Genomic DNA, 16,683 nt, shown 5'->3' with positions numbered 1-16,683 from the left:
AGGGGTACCACCTTTATGTGCGGAATCGTCGGTTACATCGGCAAGCGCGACGTCGCTCCCCTGCTGCTCGAAGGACTGCAGCGGCTGGAGTACCGGGGTTACGACTCCGCCGGCATCGTCGTCACCAGCCCCAAGGCCGCCGGCCTGAAGATGGTGAAGGCCAAGGGCCGGGTCCGCGACCTGGAGGCCCGCGTCCCCAAGCGCTTCGCGGGCACGACCGGCATCGCGCACACCCGCTGGGCCACCCACGGCGCCCCGAGCGACGTCAACGCCCACCCGCACCTCGACCCCGAGAACAAGGTCGCCGTCGTCCACAACGGCATCGTCGACAACGCGGCCGAGCTGCGCGTCAAGCTGGAGGCCGAAGGCGTCGTCTTCGCGTCCGAGACCGACACCGAGGTGATCACCCACCTGATCGCCCGCTCCCAGGCCGACTCCCTGGAGGAGAAGGTCCGCGAGGCGCTCAAGCACATCGAGGGCACGTACGGCATCGCCGTCATGCACGCCGACTTCAACGACCGCATCGTGGTGGCCCGCAACGGCTCCCCGGTCGTCCTCGGCATCGGCGAGAAGGAGATGTTCGTCGCCTCCGACGTCGCCGCCCTGGTCGCCCACACCCGCCAGGTCGTCACCCTCGACGACGGCGAGATGGCCACCCTGAAGGCCGACGACTTCCGCACGTACACCACCTCCGGCGCGTCCACCAACGCCACGCCCGAGACCGTGGAGTGGGAGGCCGCCTCCTACGACATGGGCGGCCACGACACGTACATGCACAAGGAGATCTCCGAGCAGCCCGACGCGGTCGACCGCGTGCTGCGCGGCCGGATCGACGACCGCTTCTCCACCGTGCACCTCGGCGGCCTGAACCTGGACGCCCGCGAGGCCCGCTCCATCCGCCGGATCAAGATCCTCGGCTGCGGCACCTCGTACCACGCCGGTCTCATCGGCGCCTCCCTCATCGAGGGCATGGCCCGCATCCCGGCCGACGCCGAGCCGGCCTCCGAGTTCCGCTACCGCAACCCGGTCGTCGACCCCGACACCCTCTACATCGCGGTCTCCCAGTCCGGCGAGACCTACGACGTGCTCGCCGCCGTCCAGGAGCTCAAGCGCAAGGGCGCGCGGGTCCTCGGCGTCGTCAACGTCGTCGGCTCGGCGATCGCCCGCGAGGCGGACGGCGGCGTCTACGTGCACGCCGGCCCCGAGGTCTGCGTCGTCTCCACCAAGTGCTTCACCAACACCGTCGTCGCGTTCGCGCTCCTCGCGCTGCACCTCGGCCGGATCCGCGACCTGTCCGTCACCGACGGCAAGCGGATCATCGAGGGCCTGCGCAAGCTGCCCGGCCAGATCGAGGAGATCCTCAAGACCGAGGACGACATCAAGAAGCTGGCGAAGGAGTACGCGGGCGCCCAGTCGATGATGTTCATCGGCCGCGTCCGGGGCTACCCGGTCGCCCTGGAGGCCTCCCTCAAGCTGAAGGAGATCTCCTACATCCACGCCGAGGCGTACCCGGCCTCCGAGCTGAAGCACGGCCCGCTCGCCCTCATCGAGCCGGCCCTGCCGACGGTCGCGATCGTCCCCGACGACGACCTGCTGGAGAAGAACCGCGCCGCGCTCGAGGAGATCAAGGCCCGCAGCGGCCCGATCCTCGCGGTCGCGCACCAGGTGCAGGAGAAGGCCGACCACACCATCGTGGTGCCGAAGAACGAGGACGAGCTGGACCCGATCCTGATGGGCATCCCGCTCCAGCTCCTCGCGTACCACACCGCGCTCGCCATGGGCCGCGACATCGACAAGCCGCGGAACCTGGCCAAGTCCGTCACGGTCGAGTAGCCGGGCCGCCGGGCCTGTCCCCCGGCGTCCCGCCCACCGGGCCTGTCCCCCGGTGGTCGACCGGACACACGAGCGGTCCCCGTGCCTCCCAGGAGCACGGGGACCGCTCTTTTTCCGCTGTGCCGGTTCAGCTCGCCGCGGCCGCGCCGCGGGAGCCCCGCGCCAGCGACGTCGGCCAGCCGGCGACCGCCGCCGTGGCGCCGTACCAGGCCGCGAGGCCCGCGACCGCGGCGACCCAGCCGCCGGCCTTGCCGAGGCTCGCGTTGTCGGCGAAGGCGCCGATGCCGAGCAGCAGCAGGGCCACGAAGAGCAGCCCGTACACGCCCTGGCCGAACAGGCCACTGCCGCCCGCGGCCACCGTCAGGGTGAGCGCCAGGAGCGCCCACAGCAGCAGGAAGAGTCCGGCGGCCTCGGCGGAGGCGTGGGCGCCGACGGCGGTGCCCCAGGTGAACCAGAAGGCGCCGAGGGCCGAAAAGGCCGTGCCCTCACCGGTGTTGCCGGCGCGCAGGGCCAACAGGCCGACGAGGAAGAGCGCGACACCGCCGACCCAGGTGGCCAGCCCGCCGGCGTCCGCAGCGCCGACGTGGTCGACCACGCCGGTGGAGCCGATGCCGAAGGCCAGCAGGGTCAGACCGAGTGCGAGGTTTCCGAGGGTGGAGGTGGTGTTTCCCGCGGCGGCTTCATTGGACACGGCGGGCTCCCTTCAGGAGTGCAGTGGTACTGCTTGGACTGCTTTGTTCCGGTGCTCTTTATGTACCCTTCACAAGCGCACAATTCACCTGAGGAAGGCCGAAATTATGGCCGGAACAAGGGAGTTGAGGGAGAGGGAGCCGGGACCCGGGTTACGGGATCACGATCACGGGGCGCTTCGCGCGGCGGGCGAGCCGGCCGGCCACCGAGCCGAAGATCCGGCCGACGATGCCGTGCGTCCCGCCGACCACGATCGCGTCGGCCGCGTACTCCCGGCCGACCTCCTCCAGCTCGTGGCAGATGTCGCCACCGCGCTCGACGAGGATCCACGGCACCTCGGACAGGTGGTCCGCGCAGGCCAGCTCCAGGCCCAGGACCTCGGTGCGGTGGTCCGGCACGTCGACGAAGACCGGCGGCTCGCAGCCGGCCCACACGGTGGTGGGCAGCCGGTTGGCGACATGCACGATGATCAGGCCGGATCCGGAGCGGCGGGCCATGCCGATGGCATAGGCGAGGGCGCGCTCACTGGACGTGGATCCGTCGAAGCCGACGACGACACCGTGCCGGAAGGCCGGGTCGCAGGCGTGACGTGGCTGTTCCACCGCGAGGGGGTCGACCGTGGAGTCGGCGACGCGCTTGCGGTCCGCGGGTTCGGGGAATTCGTGACCGGCCATCGGTGTCTCGGCGAAGAGGGTCCTGACGGGAGGGACGGAAAGGACAGGGAGCGGAACGACGGTTGGCTGTCGGCTGCGGAGCTGTGTCCGGGAATCATCTTCCCAAGCCCATACCCCCAAGGGTACGGCGACACTCCTCCCGTGCCCAGAGCCGCCGCCGCGGCTGCCTCGCGGTGTTCCGCACGGCGTCCCAGGAGAATGCACGAGCCCCGCGCCGAGCGCAATGCCGGATGTGCCCTACAGGTGTCCGTACGGGGGCCAAACGGACGCGCCCCGCAGTGACCGGAACGTTCCGTTCCTCGTTCCCACAGGTCAACGCCACCGTCGCAGGGAGCCCGCCCGTGCCCGCACCGTCACCCGCCGACACCCGCACCGACGTCAACACCGTCCACTCCTTCCACTCCGCCGAGACGGTCACCGCCCTGCGCGCACCCGCGGGCCCCGGCGCACGCCGCGGGGCGCCCGAACCGCCCCGCACGCCCCGTCCGGGCGGCCCCGCGGGCGGTCCCGGGGCCGAGGCGGCGAACGACGTCGTGCGGTGGGGGGTCTTCTGCTGCGTGCTGGTCCCGGTGGTGCTCGTGGTCTACGGGACGAGCCTGGGCGGGGCGGCCGGCACCGCGTTCGGGCTCGCCGCCGTGACGGCCGCGTGCCGGGTGCTGCTGCGCCGGGCGGAACGCGGACTGCGGGCCGAGCGGTCGGAGGAGCAAGCGCCGGAGGCGGCGGGGGAACAGCCCCGGACACCGCTGCCGGAGGCGGCGCGGGACCTACGGGAGGGCGGGACCACTCGCGGAGTTGACATGCTCGTACAGCCGATCCCGTAGGTTTTCAGCCAACTTCCAGGGATCATCCGAGCCTTGGCCGAAGTACGCTCAACCCGCATAGGGCCAGGCATGACCGCCCTCGGCCGCCCTCGGCGATCGAACGCTTCGCGCCAAGTTGCCATGTCGACAATGTGCCGGAAGGAGAAGTTGTCACGCCGGCGACGCGGGACGCAGTAGATTCGATCATGGATACCGAAGACTGGGGTCTCGCGCAAAACCGAGGGGAAACGTGGCACATCCACATGACCAGGGAGACGCCAACACCGAGGGGGGCTTAGCGTCATGAGCCAGGACTCCGTCGCACCGGAGACGGCACGGAAGCTGTCCGGGCGCCGCCGTCGCGAAGTCGTCGCGGTACTGCTGTTCAGCGGTGGCCCCATCTTCGAGAGCTCGATCCCGCTCTCCGTTTTCGGCATCGACCGCCAGGACGCGGGGGTGCCACGCTACCGACTGCTCGTATGCGCAGGCGAGGAAGGCCCCCTGCGGACCACGGGTGGGCTCGAACTCTCCGCGCCGTACGGCCTGGAGGCGATCAGCCGGGCCGGCACCGTCGTGGTGCCCGCCTGGCGCTCGATCACCTCGCCGCCGCCCCCGGAGGCGCTCGAAGCGCTCCGCCGGGCGCACGAGGAGGGGGCGCGGATCGTCGGCCTGTGCACGGGCGCGTTCGTGCTCGCCGCTGCCGGGCTGCTCGACGGCCGGCCGGCGACGACGCACTGGATGTACGCGCCGACGCTCGCGAAGCGCTATCCGTCGGTCCACGTGGACCCGCGGGAGCTCTTCGTCGACGACGGCGACGTGCTGACGTCCGCCGGCACGGCGGCCGGAATCGACCTGTGTCTGCACATCGTGCGGACCGACCACGGCACGGAGGCCGCGGGCGCCCTGGCGCGCCGGCTGGTCGTCCCGCCGCGGCGCAGCGGCGGTCAGGAGCGCTATCTCGACAGGTCTTTACCCGAGGAGATCGGCGCCGACCCGCTCGCCGAGGTCGTCGCCTGGGCCCTGGAGCACCTCCACGAGCAGTTCGACGTGGAGACGCTCGCGGCCCGTGCGTACATGTCACGGCGGACCTTCGACCGCCGCTTCCGTTCGCTGACCGGCTCCGCGCCGCTGCAGTGGCTGATCACCCAGCGGGTGCTCCAGGCACAGCGGCTGCTGGAGACCTCCGACTACTCGGTCGACGAGGTCGCGGGCCGGTGCGGCTTCCGCTCGCCGGTGGCCCTGCGCGGGCACTTCCGGCGGCAGCTGGGCTCCTCGCCGGCCGCCTACCGGGCCGCGTACCGGGCCCGGCGGCCGCAGGGCGACGGCGGTACGGCGGTGCTCGACGCGGTCGTCCCGGCGCAGGCCCAGGCCGGCGGCCCGGGAATGATCCGCCGTCCGGGCGGCCCGCTGGACCCGGGCAAGCCCGGCTCGGACGCCTTCAGCTCCGGCCGCCCGTCCCTGCCGGGCCAGCGGAGCGCCCCCTGACGGGGGCACCCGTACCGCGCGTGCCACAAGCCGCGCACCTGTAAACCGAAGGGCTCCTCGGGGACACCTCCCCGAGGGGCCCTTCGGCCATGAGGCACGCCCTAAGGTAGGACGCATGAACGATCGCATGGTGTGGATCGACTGCGAGATGACCGGGCTCTCGCTGACGGACGACGCACTCATCGAGGTGGCCGCGCTGGTCACCGACTCGGAACTGAACGTGCTCGGCGAAGGCGTGGACATCGTGATCCGCCCACCGGACGCGGCCCTGGAGAACATGCCGGAGATCGTGCGCGAGATGCACACGAAGTCCGGCCTGCTCGACGCGCTCGCCGGGGGCACCACCCTCGCCGACGCGGAGGCCCAGGTGCTCGCGTACGTCCGCGAGCACGTGAAGGAGCCCCGCAAGGCCCCGCTGTGCGGGAACTCGGTCTCGACCGACCGCGGCTTCCTCGCCCGCGACATGCCGGCCCTCGAGGGACACCTCCACTACCGGATCGTCGATGTCTCCTCGGTCAAGGAGCTGGCCCGCCGCTGGTACCCGAGGGCGTACTTCAACAGTCCGGAGAAGAACGGCAACCACCGGGCCCTCGCGGACATCCGCGAGTCGATCGCCGAGCTGCGCTACTACCGCGAGGCGGTCTTCGTCCCGCAGCCCGGCCCCGACTCCGAGACCGCGAGGCAGATCGCGGCCCGCCACGTGATCAGCGGCGAGTAGCGCCTTCCCGAGGGGTGCCCGCGCCCGCCGTGGCCCGGCCGGAAAGGCGGCCGGGAAACGTGTGCGCGAGCACCCCCCAAGACCCTGTAGACTTCTTCTCGGCCGGTCAGGGAAGCCCTCGGGCAGATGACCGGTCGTGGTGGGTATAGCTCAGCTGGTAGAGCACCTGGTTGTGGTCCAGGATGTCGCGGGTTCGAGTCCCGTTACTCACCCTGTGTGTCGAGGCCCCGGTTCGGAAGAACCGGGGCCTCGGTCGTTTACGCTCCGGGACTGTGCGCCGCGTCACCGCCGTACTCGCCCTCCTCCTGCTGGCCGCGCTCAGCGCCTGTGCCGCCGACCCGCCGTCCGGGCCGCCCGATCCGTACGCGGGGGGCCACGTCGGTCCCGCCGGGCGGCCCGTCACCCTCACCGTCGGTGTCTTCGGGGCGTTCGGGTTCCAGGAGGCCGGGCTCTACGACGCGTACATGCGGCTGCACCCGGGCGTCGCGGTGCGCCAGACGTCCATCGAGCGCAACGAGAACTACTACCCGCAGCTGCTCACCCATCTCGTCACCGGCTCCGGGCTCGCCGACGTGCAGGCCGTGGAGGTCGGGAACATCGCCGAGGTGATCGCCACGCAGGGCGGACGCCTGGTGGATCTGGGAGCGCAGCCCGGGGTCGAGCGGCGGGCGTTCCTGCCGTGGAAGTGGGCGCAGGGCACGGGGCGGGACGGGCGGACGCCGGCGCTCGGGACGGACATCGGGCCGCAGGCGGTCTGCTACCGGAAGGACCTGTTCGCGCGGGCCGGGCTGCCGGCCGGGCGGGAGGCGGTGGGGCGGCTGTGGGCCGGGGACTGGCGGCGGTTCCTGGCGGCGGGTCGGCGCTTCGCGGCGCGGGCGCCGAAGGGGACGGCGTTCACCGACTCGGCGTCCGGGGTGCTCTCGGCGGTCGTCAGCAGTGGGCGGCGGCGGTTCTACGACGAGCGGGGCGCCCTCGTCGTCGGTTCCGACCCCGCCGTACGGGAGGCGTGGGACCTCGCCGCCGCGTTCGCCCGGCAGGGGCTGACGGCCCGGCTGCAGCAGTTCACGCCCGGCTGGGACCAGGGTTTCGCGAACGGGGCCTTCGCGACGGTGGTGTGCCCGGCGTGGATGCTCGGCTACATCCAGGACAAGGCGGGGCCGGCCGGGAAGGGCCGCTGGGACGTGGCGGCGGCACCGCGGCCGGGCAACCGGGGCGGCTCCTTCCTCGTCGTCCCGAAGGCCGGCCCGCACCGGGCGGAGGCGGCCCGGCTCGCCGCCTGGCTGACCGCGCCGGCCCAGCAGGCCCGGGTCTTCGCCCGCCGCGGCAGCTTCCCGAGCGCGTCCGCCGCCCACGCCCTGCCGGCGGTGGCGGGCGCCCGCCATCCGTACTTCGGCGACACTCCGGTGGGCGCGATCTTCGGCGCGGCGGCCCGCGGGGTGCCGTCGGCGCCGATCGGCCCGAAGGAGGGCCTGGTCGCCCAGCTCCTGACCGACGGCGGCATGCTCCTGGTCGACCAGACGGGCCGCGACCCGGACCGGGCCTGGGCGGACGCGCTGCGGTCCATCGACAACGCCCTGGACCGGTGAGCGGGGTGCGCGCCCGCCAGGCGTACGGGCTCCTCGCGCCCTTCTTCGTCCTCTTCTGCGCCTTCGGGCTCTTCCCGCTCCTCTACACCGGCTGGGCGTCGCTGCACCGCGTCGAGCTGACCGCGCTCGACCGGCCCGAGTGGGTCGGCCTGCGCAACTACACGCGGCTCGCCGCGGATCCGTACTTCTGGAACGCGCTCGGCAACACCGTCGCCATCGGGATCCTGTCGACGGTGCCCCAGCTGCTGCTCGCGCTCGCGGTGGCGCGGCTGCTCGACGCACGGCTGCGGGGGCGGGCGTTCTTCCGGGTGGTGGCGCTCGCGCCGTACGCCACCTCCGTGGCCGCGGCCACGCTCGTCTTCGCGCTGCTCTTCGGCCGGGACCACGGTCTCGTCAACTGGGTCCTGACCGGCGTCGGCCTGGCGCCGGTCGACTGGCAGAACGGGCCGTGGGCGTCGAAGGCGGCGGTGTCGGCGATCGTCGTGTGGCGCTGGACCGGCTACAACGCGCTGATCTACCTGGCCGCGATGCAGACCGTGCCGCGCGAGCTGTACGAGGCGGCGGCGCTCGACGGGGCTTCGCGGTGGCGGCAGTTCAGGCATGTGACGCTGCCGGGGCTGCGGCCGGCGATCCTGTTCACGGTCGTCGTGTCGACGATCGGCGCGACGCAGCTGTTCGGCGAGCCGCTGCTGTTCGGGGCGGACGCGGGGGCGTCGGGCGGGGCGGACCACCAGTTCCAGACGCTCGGGCTCTATCTGTACGAGCAGGGCTGGGTGAACCTGCATCTGGGGCGGGCCTCGGCGATGGCGTGGGTGATGCTGCTGCTCCTGGCCGCGACGCTCGGCGCGGCCCGGCTCGTGCGGCACGGATTCGGCAGGGCGGCCTGATGCCCGCGAAGCGCGCCGCCGTGGCCGCGTACGTGCTCCTCGGCCTCTTCGCGGCCGGTTCGCTCTTCCCGCTCCTGTGGGCGGCGGTGGCGGCCTCGCGGACGACGACCCGGCTCGCGCACACCCCGCCGCCGCTGCGCTTCGGCCGGAACCTGCCGCGCAACCTGGCGCTCGCCTGGACCGACGCCGGGCTCGGCACCGCGCTCGCCAACACGACGGTCGTGGCGGCCCTGGTCGCGGCGGGCACGGTGCTGATCTCCACGCTCGCCGGCTTCGCCTTCGCGAGGCTGACGTTCCCCTTCCGGGGCGCGCTGCTCGCGCTCGTCGTGGGCACGATGCTGATCCCGCCGCAGCTCGGGGTCGTACCGCTGTATCTGCTGGTGGCGCGGCTGCGGTGGACGGACGAGCTCCAGGCGGTGGTGCTGCCCGGTCTGGTGTCGGCGTTCGGGGTGTTCTTCATGCGCCAGCACCTGCTGCGGGCGCTGCCGGCCGAGCTGGTGGAGGCGGCGCGGGTGGACGGGGCCGGGGTGCTGCGGGTGGTGTGGCACGTGGTGTTCCCGGCGGCGCGGCCGGCGATGGCGGTGCTCGGGACGCTGACGTTCGTGGCGGCGTGGAACGACTTCTTCTGGCCGGTCCTCGTGCTGACGCAGACGGGCAGCCCGACGGTGCAGGTGGCGCTGACCGGGCTCGGCCGCGGCTACATCCCCGACCAGTCGGTGGTGGTGGCGGGGGCGCTGCTCGGGACGGTGCCGCTGCTCCTCGTGTTCGCGGTGCTGGGCCGGCAGATCGTGGGCGGGATCATGAGCGGCGCCCTGAAGGAGTGAGCGGGCTATCGTCGACGGGCCGCTCGCCGACGCACAGGGGGAATCGTGATCAGGACGGACGACGGAATACGGCTCTGGGCCGGGCGGACGGGCTCGGGGCCGGCCCTCGTGCTGTGCCACGGCGGGCCGGGGCTCTGGGACATGTTCGGCCAGGTCGCGGCGGGGCTCTCGGACGTGTACGCGGTGCACCGCTGGGACCAGCGCGGCTGCGGACGCTCGGAGGGCGGCGCCGGCCCGTACACGGTCGAGCGGGCCGTCGCCGACCTGGAGGCCGTGCGCCGGGGCTTCGGCCTCGACCGGATGGTCCTCCTCGGCCACTCCTGGGGCGCCTACCTCGCCCTGCGGTACGCCCTCGACCACCCTGAGCGGGTCGACCGGCTCCTGTACGTCTCCGGGGTCGGCATCGGCCCCGAGGACGCCTGGCGCCCGCCCTTCGTCGACCGCTTCCTGCACGCCCTCGGCCCGCACCGCGACCGCTGGGAGGAGCTGGCACCCGGCGACCGCGAGCGGTGCGTCCTGCAGTGGTCGGCCGACTTCGCGGACCCGGACCGGGCGCTCCAGGAGGCGGCCCGGATGGCCACCCCGTTCTTCGGCGTCAACACGGAGTCCAACGGGCTGCTGAGCGCGGCGATGCGGGCCGAGGACCCGGAGGCGCTGCACGCCCGGTGCACGCGGCTCGACGTGGACACGGTCATCGTCGACGGCGAGCTGGACCTGCGCCCGCGCTCGGCGGTGGACTCGCTGGAGCGGGCGCTGCCGAGGGTCCGGCGGGTGACGCTGAAGGGGGCGGGGCACATGCCGTGGGCGGAGGACTGGGAGGGGTTCAGGGCGGCGGTGACGGACACGTCCCGGGTGCCCCCGACAGGCGAGTGAGCCGAAGGGGCGCGACGGGGGAACAGGTCCGTGCGCGCGCAGCCCCCGAGGAACGAGGGGGCGAGCACGGACGGACCTGTGAGCCCGGCTCAAGCGCCCCGGAGGCGAACCGAGCCGCAAAAAGAGGGGGCCCGGCTCAAGCGCCCCGGAGGCGAACCGAGCCGCGAAAAGAGGGGAGCGCGCCCCGGACGTGGTGGGGTGGAACGTCCGGGGCGCGCGGTGTGGGGGGCCTGGTGGCTACTTGTACGCGGCGAACGCCTTCGTGAACGCCAGCGGCTGCTGGAGGATCGACGAGCAGGTCGGGTCCGCGTAGCTCACCGCGCCCGACGCGCACTGCTTGTCGCGGGTCGCCGACCACATCGACAGCCATCCCAGGCCCTTCGACGCGGCGAAGTCGGCCAGCTGCGTGGCGTCGTCCACCCGGAAGACCTCGGAGCCGACGTCGTTGACGCCGATCATCGGGGTGACGGCGACGGCCTTCCACGCGGCCGCGTCCGACAGGCCGAGGACGCCCTTGATCTGGGCCTGGGTGGCGGTCGCGGCCTGGATGGCATAGGTGCCCATGTCGCCGCTGTAGGCCGGGCCGTAGTCCATGGCCATGATGTTGACGGCGTCGACGCGGACGCCGCCCCGCTTCGCGTCGGCGAGCAGGTCCACGCCCGGCTGGGTCAGGCCCTCGGGCATCACCGGCAGGGTGAAGGAGACGTTCAGGCCGGGGTGGGACTTCTGGAGCTGGGCGATCGCCTGGGCGCGGCGGGTGTTGGCGGCGGTGTCGGGGAGGGCCGCGCCCTCGATGTCGAAGTCGACCTTGGTGAGCGCGTACTGGTCGATGACCTTGCCGTAGGCGGCGGCGAGCGTGCCGGCCGAGGAGCAGTTGAGCGCGAGTTCGCGCCCGGCCGCGCCGCCGAAGGAGACGCGGACGTCGCCGCCCTTGGCGCGCAGGGCGCCGATCTGCGCGGCGACCTTGTCGGAGCCGAGGTCGGTGACGCCGCCCCAGAGCGGGACGCAGCCGCCGCCGGAGGTGACGAAGGCGAGGTTGAACTCCTTGACGCCGCTCTGGCCGGCGGTGGCGAGGAGGTCGTAGGCCGGGTAGAGGGAGGTGTCGACGTACGGGGCGAAGCGGGCGGTGCCGGTGCCGGGGGCCGGGGGCGTGGTGGCCGTGGCGGTCGGCGTGGGGGTCGCCGTCCTGGTGGGCGTGGGCGTGGTGGGCGTGGGCGTCGCCGTCTTCGTGGGTGCCTGGGTGGGCTGCGTGGGCGGGGTCGTGGGGCGCCCGCTCGGCGTCGGCGTCGGCCCGCCGGCCGAGCACGTCGCCTTGTTGATGAGGCAGTTGGCCGGGTCGCCGGCCGTGCCGGACGCGGAGGTGACGAAGCCGACGGTGACGGACTGGCCGGGCGCGAGCTGCCGGTTCCAGCTCGCGGGCCGCACGGTGACGTGGGTGCCGGAGACGGTGTGCTCGCCGTTCCACAGCGAGCCGATGGCGGTGCCGGCGGGCAGGTCGAACTCGAGCGTCCAGTCGGTCTGCGGGGTGGTGGTCTCGTTGGTGACGACGTACTGGCCGGTGTAGCCGCCGGCCCAGGAGCTGGTCCTGGTGTACGCGGCGCCGACGGACGCGGCCTGCGCGGTGCCGGTGAGCGCGAACGCCGCGCCGCCGATGACCGCGGCGGCGACGACCGCGCCGACGGCCTTCGTCCGGCCGCTCGCCCTGCGCCGGTGCGTACTGCTGCTGCCCATCGCGTGCCTGCCTCTGCCTACGGGGGGGGTGGGGTGCGGCAGCACGCTAGCGAGCCGGAAACGGACAAATGCCCGAGAGGGGGCGGTGGCGGGGATTCTTAGGGTCCGCTTAAGGGAGGCATCGGGCGGACGAAAGGTTGGGCCCCGGACCCGGGCCGGACCGCCGGCCGGGTCACGCCTTGCCGCGGCGCCCGGCCGGCCCGCCCGACGGGTCACGCCTCGCGGTGGCGCCCGGGCCGCCCCGCCGGGTCACGCCTTGCGGCGGCGCCCGCGACGGCCGCGCCCGCCCTCGCCCGTACCGGCTCCGCGGCCGTCGAGCCCGATCCAGACGCGGATCTCCGTGCCACCGAGCACCGAGTGGCCGATGCGGACGTCGCCGCCCGTCGACTCGGCCATGCGGCGCACGATGTCGAGGCCGAGGCCGGTGGAGCCGTCGCGTCCGCTGCCCGCGCCGCGGGCGAGCGCGGCGGCCGGGTCGGGGATGCCGGGGCCGGCGTCGGAGACGAGGATGATGACGGCGTCGTCGCCGTTGTGGAGGTCGACGGAGAACGCGGTGCCTTCCGCCGTGTGCCGGAAGACGTTGCCGAGCAACGCGTCGAGCGCGGCGACGAGTTCGGGGCGGGCGACCGGGATGCGGACCGGGCGTTCGACGCCCGCGACCCGTACCTTGCGGCCCTCGTCCTCGGCGAGCGCGGACCAGAAGTCCATCCGCTCGCGCACCACTTCGGACGCGTCGCAGCCGGCCGCGACGATCGGCGTCGCGCCGGTCTGCGGCTTGGCCTCGCGGGCCGTGCGGATGATGGTGTCGACCTCGCGTTCCAGCTGCTCGACGGCGGCCCGGGTCTGCTCGGCGGCCGGACCGGAGCCGAGCGAGGCGGCGTTGAGGCGGAGCACGGTGAGCGGGGTGCGCAGCCGGTGGGAGAGGTCGGCGGCGAGTTCGCGCTCGTTGGCGAGGAGCTGGACGACCTGGTCGGCCATCGAGTTGAAGGCGACGGCGGCGGACTTCAGCTCGGGCGGCCCCTCCTCGCGGACCCGGGCGCCGAGCCGGCCCTCGCCGAGCTCGTGGGCGGCGCGGGCGAGCCGCTGGGCGGGCTGGACCATGCGCACGCCGAGCCGGTCGGCGACCGCGACGGAGCCGACGATCAGGGCGACGCCGACCAGGGCGAGGACCAGCCAGGCGGTGGCGACGCCGTTGCTGACCTCGCCCTCGGGCACGAACAGTTCGACGACGGCGACCTGTCCGGAGCTGACGGCCGTGGGCTGGAGCAGCACGGAGCCGCCGGGCACCTCGGCGATGGTGGCGCGGCCGAGCGCGCGGGTGGTGGCGAGGTCGGCGTCGCCGGCCCGCCGGGTGCCGATCGCCGCGCCCTTGCCGCCGGGTTCGCCGGGCGTGGCGGGCAGGTGGACGGCGAGCCGGCCCTCGGCGCCGTCGTCGGTCGTGGCGACGGCCCGTTCGAGCTGTTCGTGGTCGGTGGTGATGGCGAGGACGGGGGCGAGCCCGGCGGCGCGCCGCTCGGCGTTGGAGAACGCCCGGTCGCGGGCCATCTCCTTGACGACGAGCCCGAGCGGCACGGCGAAGGCGACCACGACCATCACGGTGACCGCGAGGGACACCTTGACGAGGGCCCATCTCACGGCAGGTGCCCCTGGGGTCCGGCGGGCGGTTCCAGCTTCACGCCCACCCCGCGCAGGGTGTGCAGATAGCGCGGCCGCGCGGCGGTCTCGCCCAGCTTCCGCCGCAGCCACGACAGGTGGACGTCGATGGTCTGGTCGTCCCCGTACGACTGCTGCCACACCTCGGCGAGCAGTTCCTTGCGGGAGACGACCACGCCGGGCCGTCCGGCGAGGAAGGCGAGCAGGTCGAACTCGCGGCGGGTCAGGTCGAGCGCGGCCCCGTCGAGCGCCGCCTGGCGGCGCAGCGGGTCGATGGCGAGCCCGCCGACCCGGAGTTCGCGCGACGGCGGCGCCTCCCCGGCCCCGGAGCGGGCGCGGCGCAGGACGGCCGCCATCCGCGCGGACAGGTGCTCCACCGAGAACGGCTTGGTGAGGTAGTCGTCGGCGCCGTCGTTGAGCAGCCGGACGATCTCCGTCTCGTCGTCGCGCGCGGTGGCGATGATCACCGGCACGTCGGTGATCCCCCGCAGCATCTTCAGCGCCTCGGCCCCGTCCAGGTCGGGCAGTCCGAGGTCGAGGATGACCACGTCGAAACGGAGATGGGCGACCTCGCGCAGCGCCTCCAGGGCCGTGCCGACGCTCCTCACGGTGTGGGACGCCTCGGTCAGATGCCGGATGAGGGCGGAGCGCACGAACTGGTCGTCCTCGACCACGAGCACACTTGCCATGGGCGGCACCGTACGCCATCCGGGGGATGGCACCATGAGCCGGATGCGAAGAGGACTGGTTCACGCGCTCGCGTGGTCGCTCGCCACGGGCGCGGCGGTCACGCTGTCCTGGTGGGGCGTGCACACCGTGATGGCCGGCACGGTGTACGACCCGCCGCGCGCGCTGCCGATCCCGTCCGGCACGTCCGGCCCCGCCGAGGTGGGCACCGCCGCCTCGGCCACCGCCCCGGTGGGCCCGCCGCCGCCCACCGCGACGCCGACGGCCACCCCGGGCACCGCCCGTCCGACGAAGGCGGCGACCACTCCCCCGGCGCGCCGCACGCCCACGCCGAAGCCCCCGGCGAGCACGGGCGGCAGCGTGAAGAGCTACGGGACGGACGGCGGCCGGGCCGTCTTCGACCTCGGGCCGTCGTCGGCCGAGCTGGTGAACGCGACGCCGGAGGCGGGCTGGCAGATGCAGGTGTGGAAGCAGCCCACCTGGATCCGGGTGACCTTCACCAAGGACAGCCGGGAGATCTCCGTCTTCTGCCTGTGGCACGACACCGCGCCGCGCGTGGAGATCGACGAACGCGCTATCTGAAGACGGACGCGGGCGGTACGGGTGAGGGCTTCGCGCTGGCGTCGGTGACCGGCGTCGCGCCGCCCGTGAAGTCGGCGAGCGCCCGCCCGTGCTCGACCCGCCCCGGGTGCGGGTCGGTCGCCACCCGCCGGGTCAACTCGGCCACCGGCAGCTCGCGGTCCGAGGCGAGCAGCACGGCGTTGCCGAAGCGGCGGCCGCGCAGCACGGTCGGGTCGGCGGTGAGCGCCAGCTCGGGGAAGACGGTGGCGGCGGTCGCGATCTGGCCGCGCAGATGGGCGAGCGGCGGGCCGTCGGCGAGGTTGGCCGCGTAGAAACCGCCGGGCCGCAGCACCCGCCGTACCTCCGCCAGGAACTCCGTGCTCGTCAGGTGCGCGGGGGTGCGGGCCCCGCTGAAGACGTCCGCGATGATCAGGTCCGCCCAGCCGTCCGGCACCTTGCCGAGCCCGGCGCGGGCGTCCGTGGAGCGCACCCGGATCCGGGCGCCGGCGTCGAGCGGCAGCTCCCGGCGCACCAGCTGCACGAGCGGCCCGTCCAGCTCGACGATCTGCTGCGTCGACCGGGGGCGGGTGGCGGCGACGTACCGGGCGAGGGTGAAGGCGCCGCCGCCGAGGTGCACGACCTGGACGGGCTTGTTCGGCGGGGCGACGAGGTCGGCGATGTGGCCGAGGCGCCGCTGGTACTCGAAGGTGAGGTGCCCGGGGTCGTCGAGGTCGACGTGCGACTGCGGGGCGCCGTCGATGAGCAGCGTCCAGCCGCGCGGCCGCTCCCGGTCGGGTATGAGTTCGGCGAGCCCGCCGTCGACGGTCTCCACGACCGCCGCGGCCCCGGCCGCCCGCTCCCGCTGCTTGTTCCTTGCCACGGGCCCATTATCGGCAAAGTCCGCGAAACCGGCCGCACCGGCCGTTCGGGCCCTGCGGTGGAGGCCCGGCGGTACGGGCCTGGCGGTACGAGCCTGTCTCGTGGCGCGGGCCCGGCGAACGGCGCCAGCGGTACGGGCCTGGTGGCGCGGCCCCGGCGTACGGACCCGGCGGTACTAGCCCGCGTGGGGCCCGGCGTACGGGCCCGGCGGTACGGGTCTACCGGCAGCCGTCCGCCGCCTCGATCAGCCGGGCGGCCTGGCCCAGGGCCTCGCGGAGCATCACCGGGTCGGTGACCGCGCCGCCGGTGCCGGGCGGCAGCAGCCAGTCGGCGGGGCGCGGGGTGACGCCGTCCGGGCCGGGCAGCTCGGGCGGATCCGGCAGGCGCAGGCCGCGCCCGTCGGTCCTCGTACAGGCGCTGCCCGGCATGTCCCAGGCGGCGGCCGTGCCGGGCGGCACCAGGAAGCCGAGCGTGTCGCAGGCGCCGTCGTGCAGCACCGGTCCGACCGCCCGGGCCGCGCCGCCCCGGTCGGCCCGGCGCAGGATGTCCACGGCCTCCAGGCCCTGCCGGGCCGGCACGGTCACCAGGTCGCAGGGCTGCTCGGCCCCGGGCTCGGCACGGGTCGCGAAGGACGCGCTGGCGTCCGGCGTGGGCGCGTGCCGCTCGGTCGACTGCGACGCGGCCGCGCCGGCGACGGGCCAGTCGACGACCGGCCCGATGGCTCCGGTTCCCACCATGTCCACCACGGAAGCCTCCTCACTCCGAAGCGGGAGGCGCGGTCCGGCTGCGCCGCGTCTCCACA

The 16,683-nt window shown here is 73.9% G+C and carries 16 protein-coding genes and 1 tRNA gene; 10 read left to right on the top strand and 7 right to left on the bottom strand.

Translation table 11 applies throughout. The features are described 5' to 3' along the window. Nucleotides 1–15: 15 nt before the first annotated feature. Complete coding sequence (gene glmS / locus ACFYU9_RS07050; protein ID WP_389343347.1) at nucleotides 16–1,833, top strand: glutamine--fructose-6-phosphate transaminase (isomerizing); 1,818 nt, start codon at nucleotides 16–18, stop codon at nucleotides 1,831–1,833. 127 nt (nucleotides 1,834–1,960) lie between these two features. Here glmS and ACFYU9_RS07045 read toward each other — a convergent pair whose 3' ends face one another. Together ACFYU9_RS07045 and ACFYU9_RS07040 are read right to left on the bottom strand one after the other, a co-directional pair. Further along, the gene (locus ACFYU9_RS07045; protein ID WP_389206491.1) at nucleotides 1,961–2,524 is read right to left on the bottom strand and encodes a GPR1/FUN34/YaaH family transporter; all 564 of its coding nucleotides are present in this window, start codon (nucleotides 2,522–2,524) and stop codon (nucleotides 1,961–1,963) included. A 151-nt stretch (nucleotides 2,525–2,675) separates the two neighbouring features. Continuing rightward, nucleotides 2,676–3,197, bottom strand: a complete 522-nt coding sequence (locus tag ACFYU9_RS07040; RefSeq protein WP_389206493.1) for a universal stress protein — start codon at nucleotides 3,195–3,197, stop codon at nucleotides 2,676–2,678. A 341-nt stretch (nucleotides 3,198–3,538) separates the two neighbouring features. On the opposite strand from ACFYU9_RS07040, the gene ACFYU9_RS07035 reads away from it, so the two are divergent. From ACFYU9_RS07035 to ACFYU9_RS07000, 8 genes are all read left to right on the top strand, one after another. Then, nucleotides 3,539–4,018 (top strand): hypothetical protein, encoded by a 480-nt coding sequence (locus ACFYU9_RS07035; RefSeq protein ID WP_389343344.1) that lies wholly within the window; start codon nucleotides 3,539–3,541, stop codon nucleotides 4,016–4,018. A 282-nt stretch (nucleotides 4,019–4,300) separates the two neighbouring features. Further along, nucleotides 4,301–5,482, top strand: coding sequence for a helix-turn-helix domain-containing protein (locus ACFYU9_RS07030; RefSeq protein WP_389206497.1), 1,182 nt, complete (start codon nucleotides 4,301–4,303; stop codon nucleotides 5,480–5,482). Nucleotides 5,483–5,597: 115 nt separating this feature from the next. Then, nucleotides 5,598–6,200 (top strand): oligoribonuclease, encoded by a 603-nt coding sequence (gene orn / locus ACFYU9_RS07025; RefSeq protein WP_389206499.1) that lies wholly within the window; start codon nucleotides 5,598–5,600, stop codon nucleotides 6,198–6,200. Nucleotides 6,201–6,339: 139 nt separating this feature from the next. After that, a tRNA-His gene (locus tag ACFYU9_RS07020) sits at nucleotides 6,340–6,412 on the top strand. 60 nt (nucleotides 6,413–6,472) lie between these two features. Beyond that, the gene (locus tag ACFYU9_RS07015) at nucleotides 6,473–7,786 is read left to right on the top strand and encodes an ABC transporter substrate-binding protein (RefSeq protein ID WP_389206501.1); all 1,314 of its coding nucleotides are present in this window, start codon (nucleotides 6,473–6,475) and stop codon (nucleotides 7,784–7,786) included. Next, the gene (locus ACFYU9_RS07010; protein WP_389343341.1) at nucleotides 7,783–8,673 is read left to right on the top strand and encodes a carbohydrate ABC transporter permease; all 891 of its coding nucleotides are present in this window, start codon (nucleotides 7,783–7,785) and stop codon (nucleotides 8,671–8,673) included. The genes ACFYU9_RS07015 and ACFYU9_RS07010 overlap by 4 nt, the downstream gene beginning before the upstream one ends. After that, complete coding sequence (locus ACFYU9_RS07005; RefSeq protein ID WP_389343338.1) at nucleotides 8,673–9,497, top strand: carbohydrate ABC transporter permease; 825 nt, start codon at nucleotides 8,673–8,675, stop codon at nucleotides 9,495–9,497. Before ACFYU9_RS07010 ends, ACFYU9_RS07005 begins: the two co-directional genes overlap by 1 nt. A gap of 45 nt (nucleotides 9,498–9,542) precedes the next feature. After that, nucleotides 9,543–10,370, top strand: a complete 828-nt coding sequence (locus ACFYU9_RS07000; protein WP_389343334.1) for an alpha/beta fold hydrolase — start codon at nucleotides 9,543–9,545, stop codon at nucleotides 10,368–10,370. A gap of 237 nt (nucleotides 10,371–10,607) precedes the next feature. Here ACFYU9_RS07000 and ACFYU9_RS06995 read toward each other — a convergent pair whose 3' ends face one another. The 3 genes from ACFYU9_RS06995 to ACFYU9_RS06985 all read right to left on the bottom strand — a co-directional run bounded on the left by ACFYU9_RS06995 (nucleotide 10,608) and on the right by ACFYU9_RS06985 (nucleotide 14,443). Continuing rightward, nucleotides 10,608–12,101 carry a cellulose binding domain-containing protein gene (locus tag ACFYU9_RS06995; protein ID WP_389343331.1) on the bottom strand — a complete coding sequence of 498 codons (1,494 nt, stop codon included), beginning with the start codon at nucleotides 12,099–12,101 and terminating at the stop codon, nucleotides 10,608–10,610. 249 nt (nucleotides 12,102–12,350) lie between these two features. After that, complete coding sequence (locus ACFYU9_RS06990) at nucleotides 12,351–13,736, bottom strand: sensor histidine kinase (RefSeq protein WP_389343328.1); 1,386 nt, start codon at nucleotides 13,734–13,736, stop codon at nucleotides 12,351–12,353. Further along, complete coding sequence (locus ACFYU9_RS06985; protein ID WP_389206512.1) at nucleotides 13,733–14,443, bottom strand: response regulator transcription factor; 711 nt, start codon at nucleotides 14,441–14,443, stop codon at nucleotides 13,733–13,735. The genes ACFYU9_RS06990 and ACFYU9_RS06985 overlap by 4 nt, the downstream gene beginning before the upstream one ends. Nucleotides 14,444–14,477: 34 nt before the next feature. Here ACFYU9_RS06985 and ACFYU9_RS06980 point away from each other — a divergent pair, with 34 nt between their 5' ends. Further along, entirely contained in the window at nucleotides 14,478–15,023 is a 546-nt protein-coding gene (locus tag ACFYU9_RS06980) for a hypothetical protein (protein ID WP_389343325.1), read from the top strand. Here ACFYU9_RS06980 and ACFYU9_RS06975 read toward each other — a convergent pair. Both ACFYU9_RS06975 and ACFYU9_RS06970 read right to left on the bottom strand, forming a co-directional pair. After that, nucleotides 15,016–15,882 carry a spermidine synthase gene (locus tag ACFYU9_RS06975; protein ID WP_389206516.1) on the bottom strand — a complete coding sequence of 289 codons (867 nt, stop codon included), beginning with the start codon at nucleotides 15,880–15,882 and terminating at the stop codon, nucleotides 15,016–15,018. The two genes, ACFYU9_RS06980 and ACFYU9_RS06975, sit on opposite strands and share 8 nt — an antisense overlap. Before the next feature lie 217 nt (nucleotides 15,883–16,099). Continuing rightward, entirely contained in the window at nucleotides 16,100–16,618 is a 519-nt protein-coding gene (locus ACFYU9_RS06970; RefSeq protein ID WP_389344126.1) for a hypothetical protein, read from the bottom strand. Between the last annotated feature and the right edge of the window lie 65 nt (nucleotides 16,619–16,683).

The sequence above is a fragment of the Streptomyces sp. NPDC004327 genome (genome assembly GCF_042873935.1).
Taxonomy (GTDB): Bacteria; Actinomycetota; Actinomycetes; order Streptomycetales; family Streptomycetaceae; genus Streptomyces.
The sequence above is the reverse complement of the archived record's forward strand: the minus strand, read 5'-3'. Positions and strand labels throughout refer to the sequence as shown.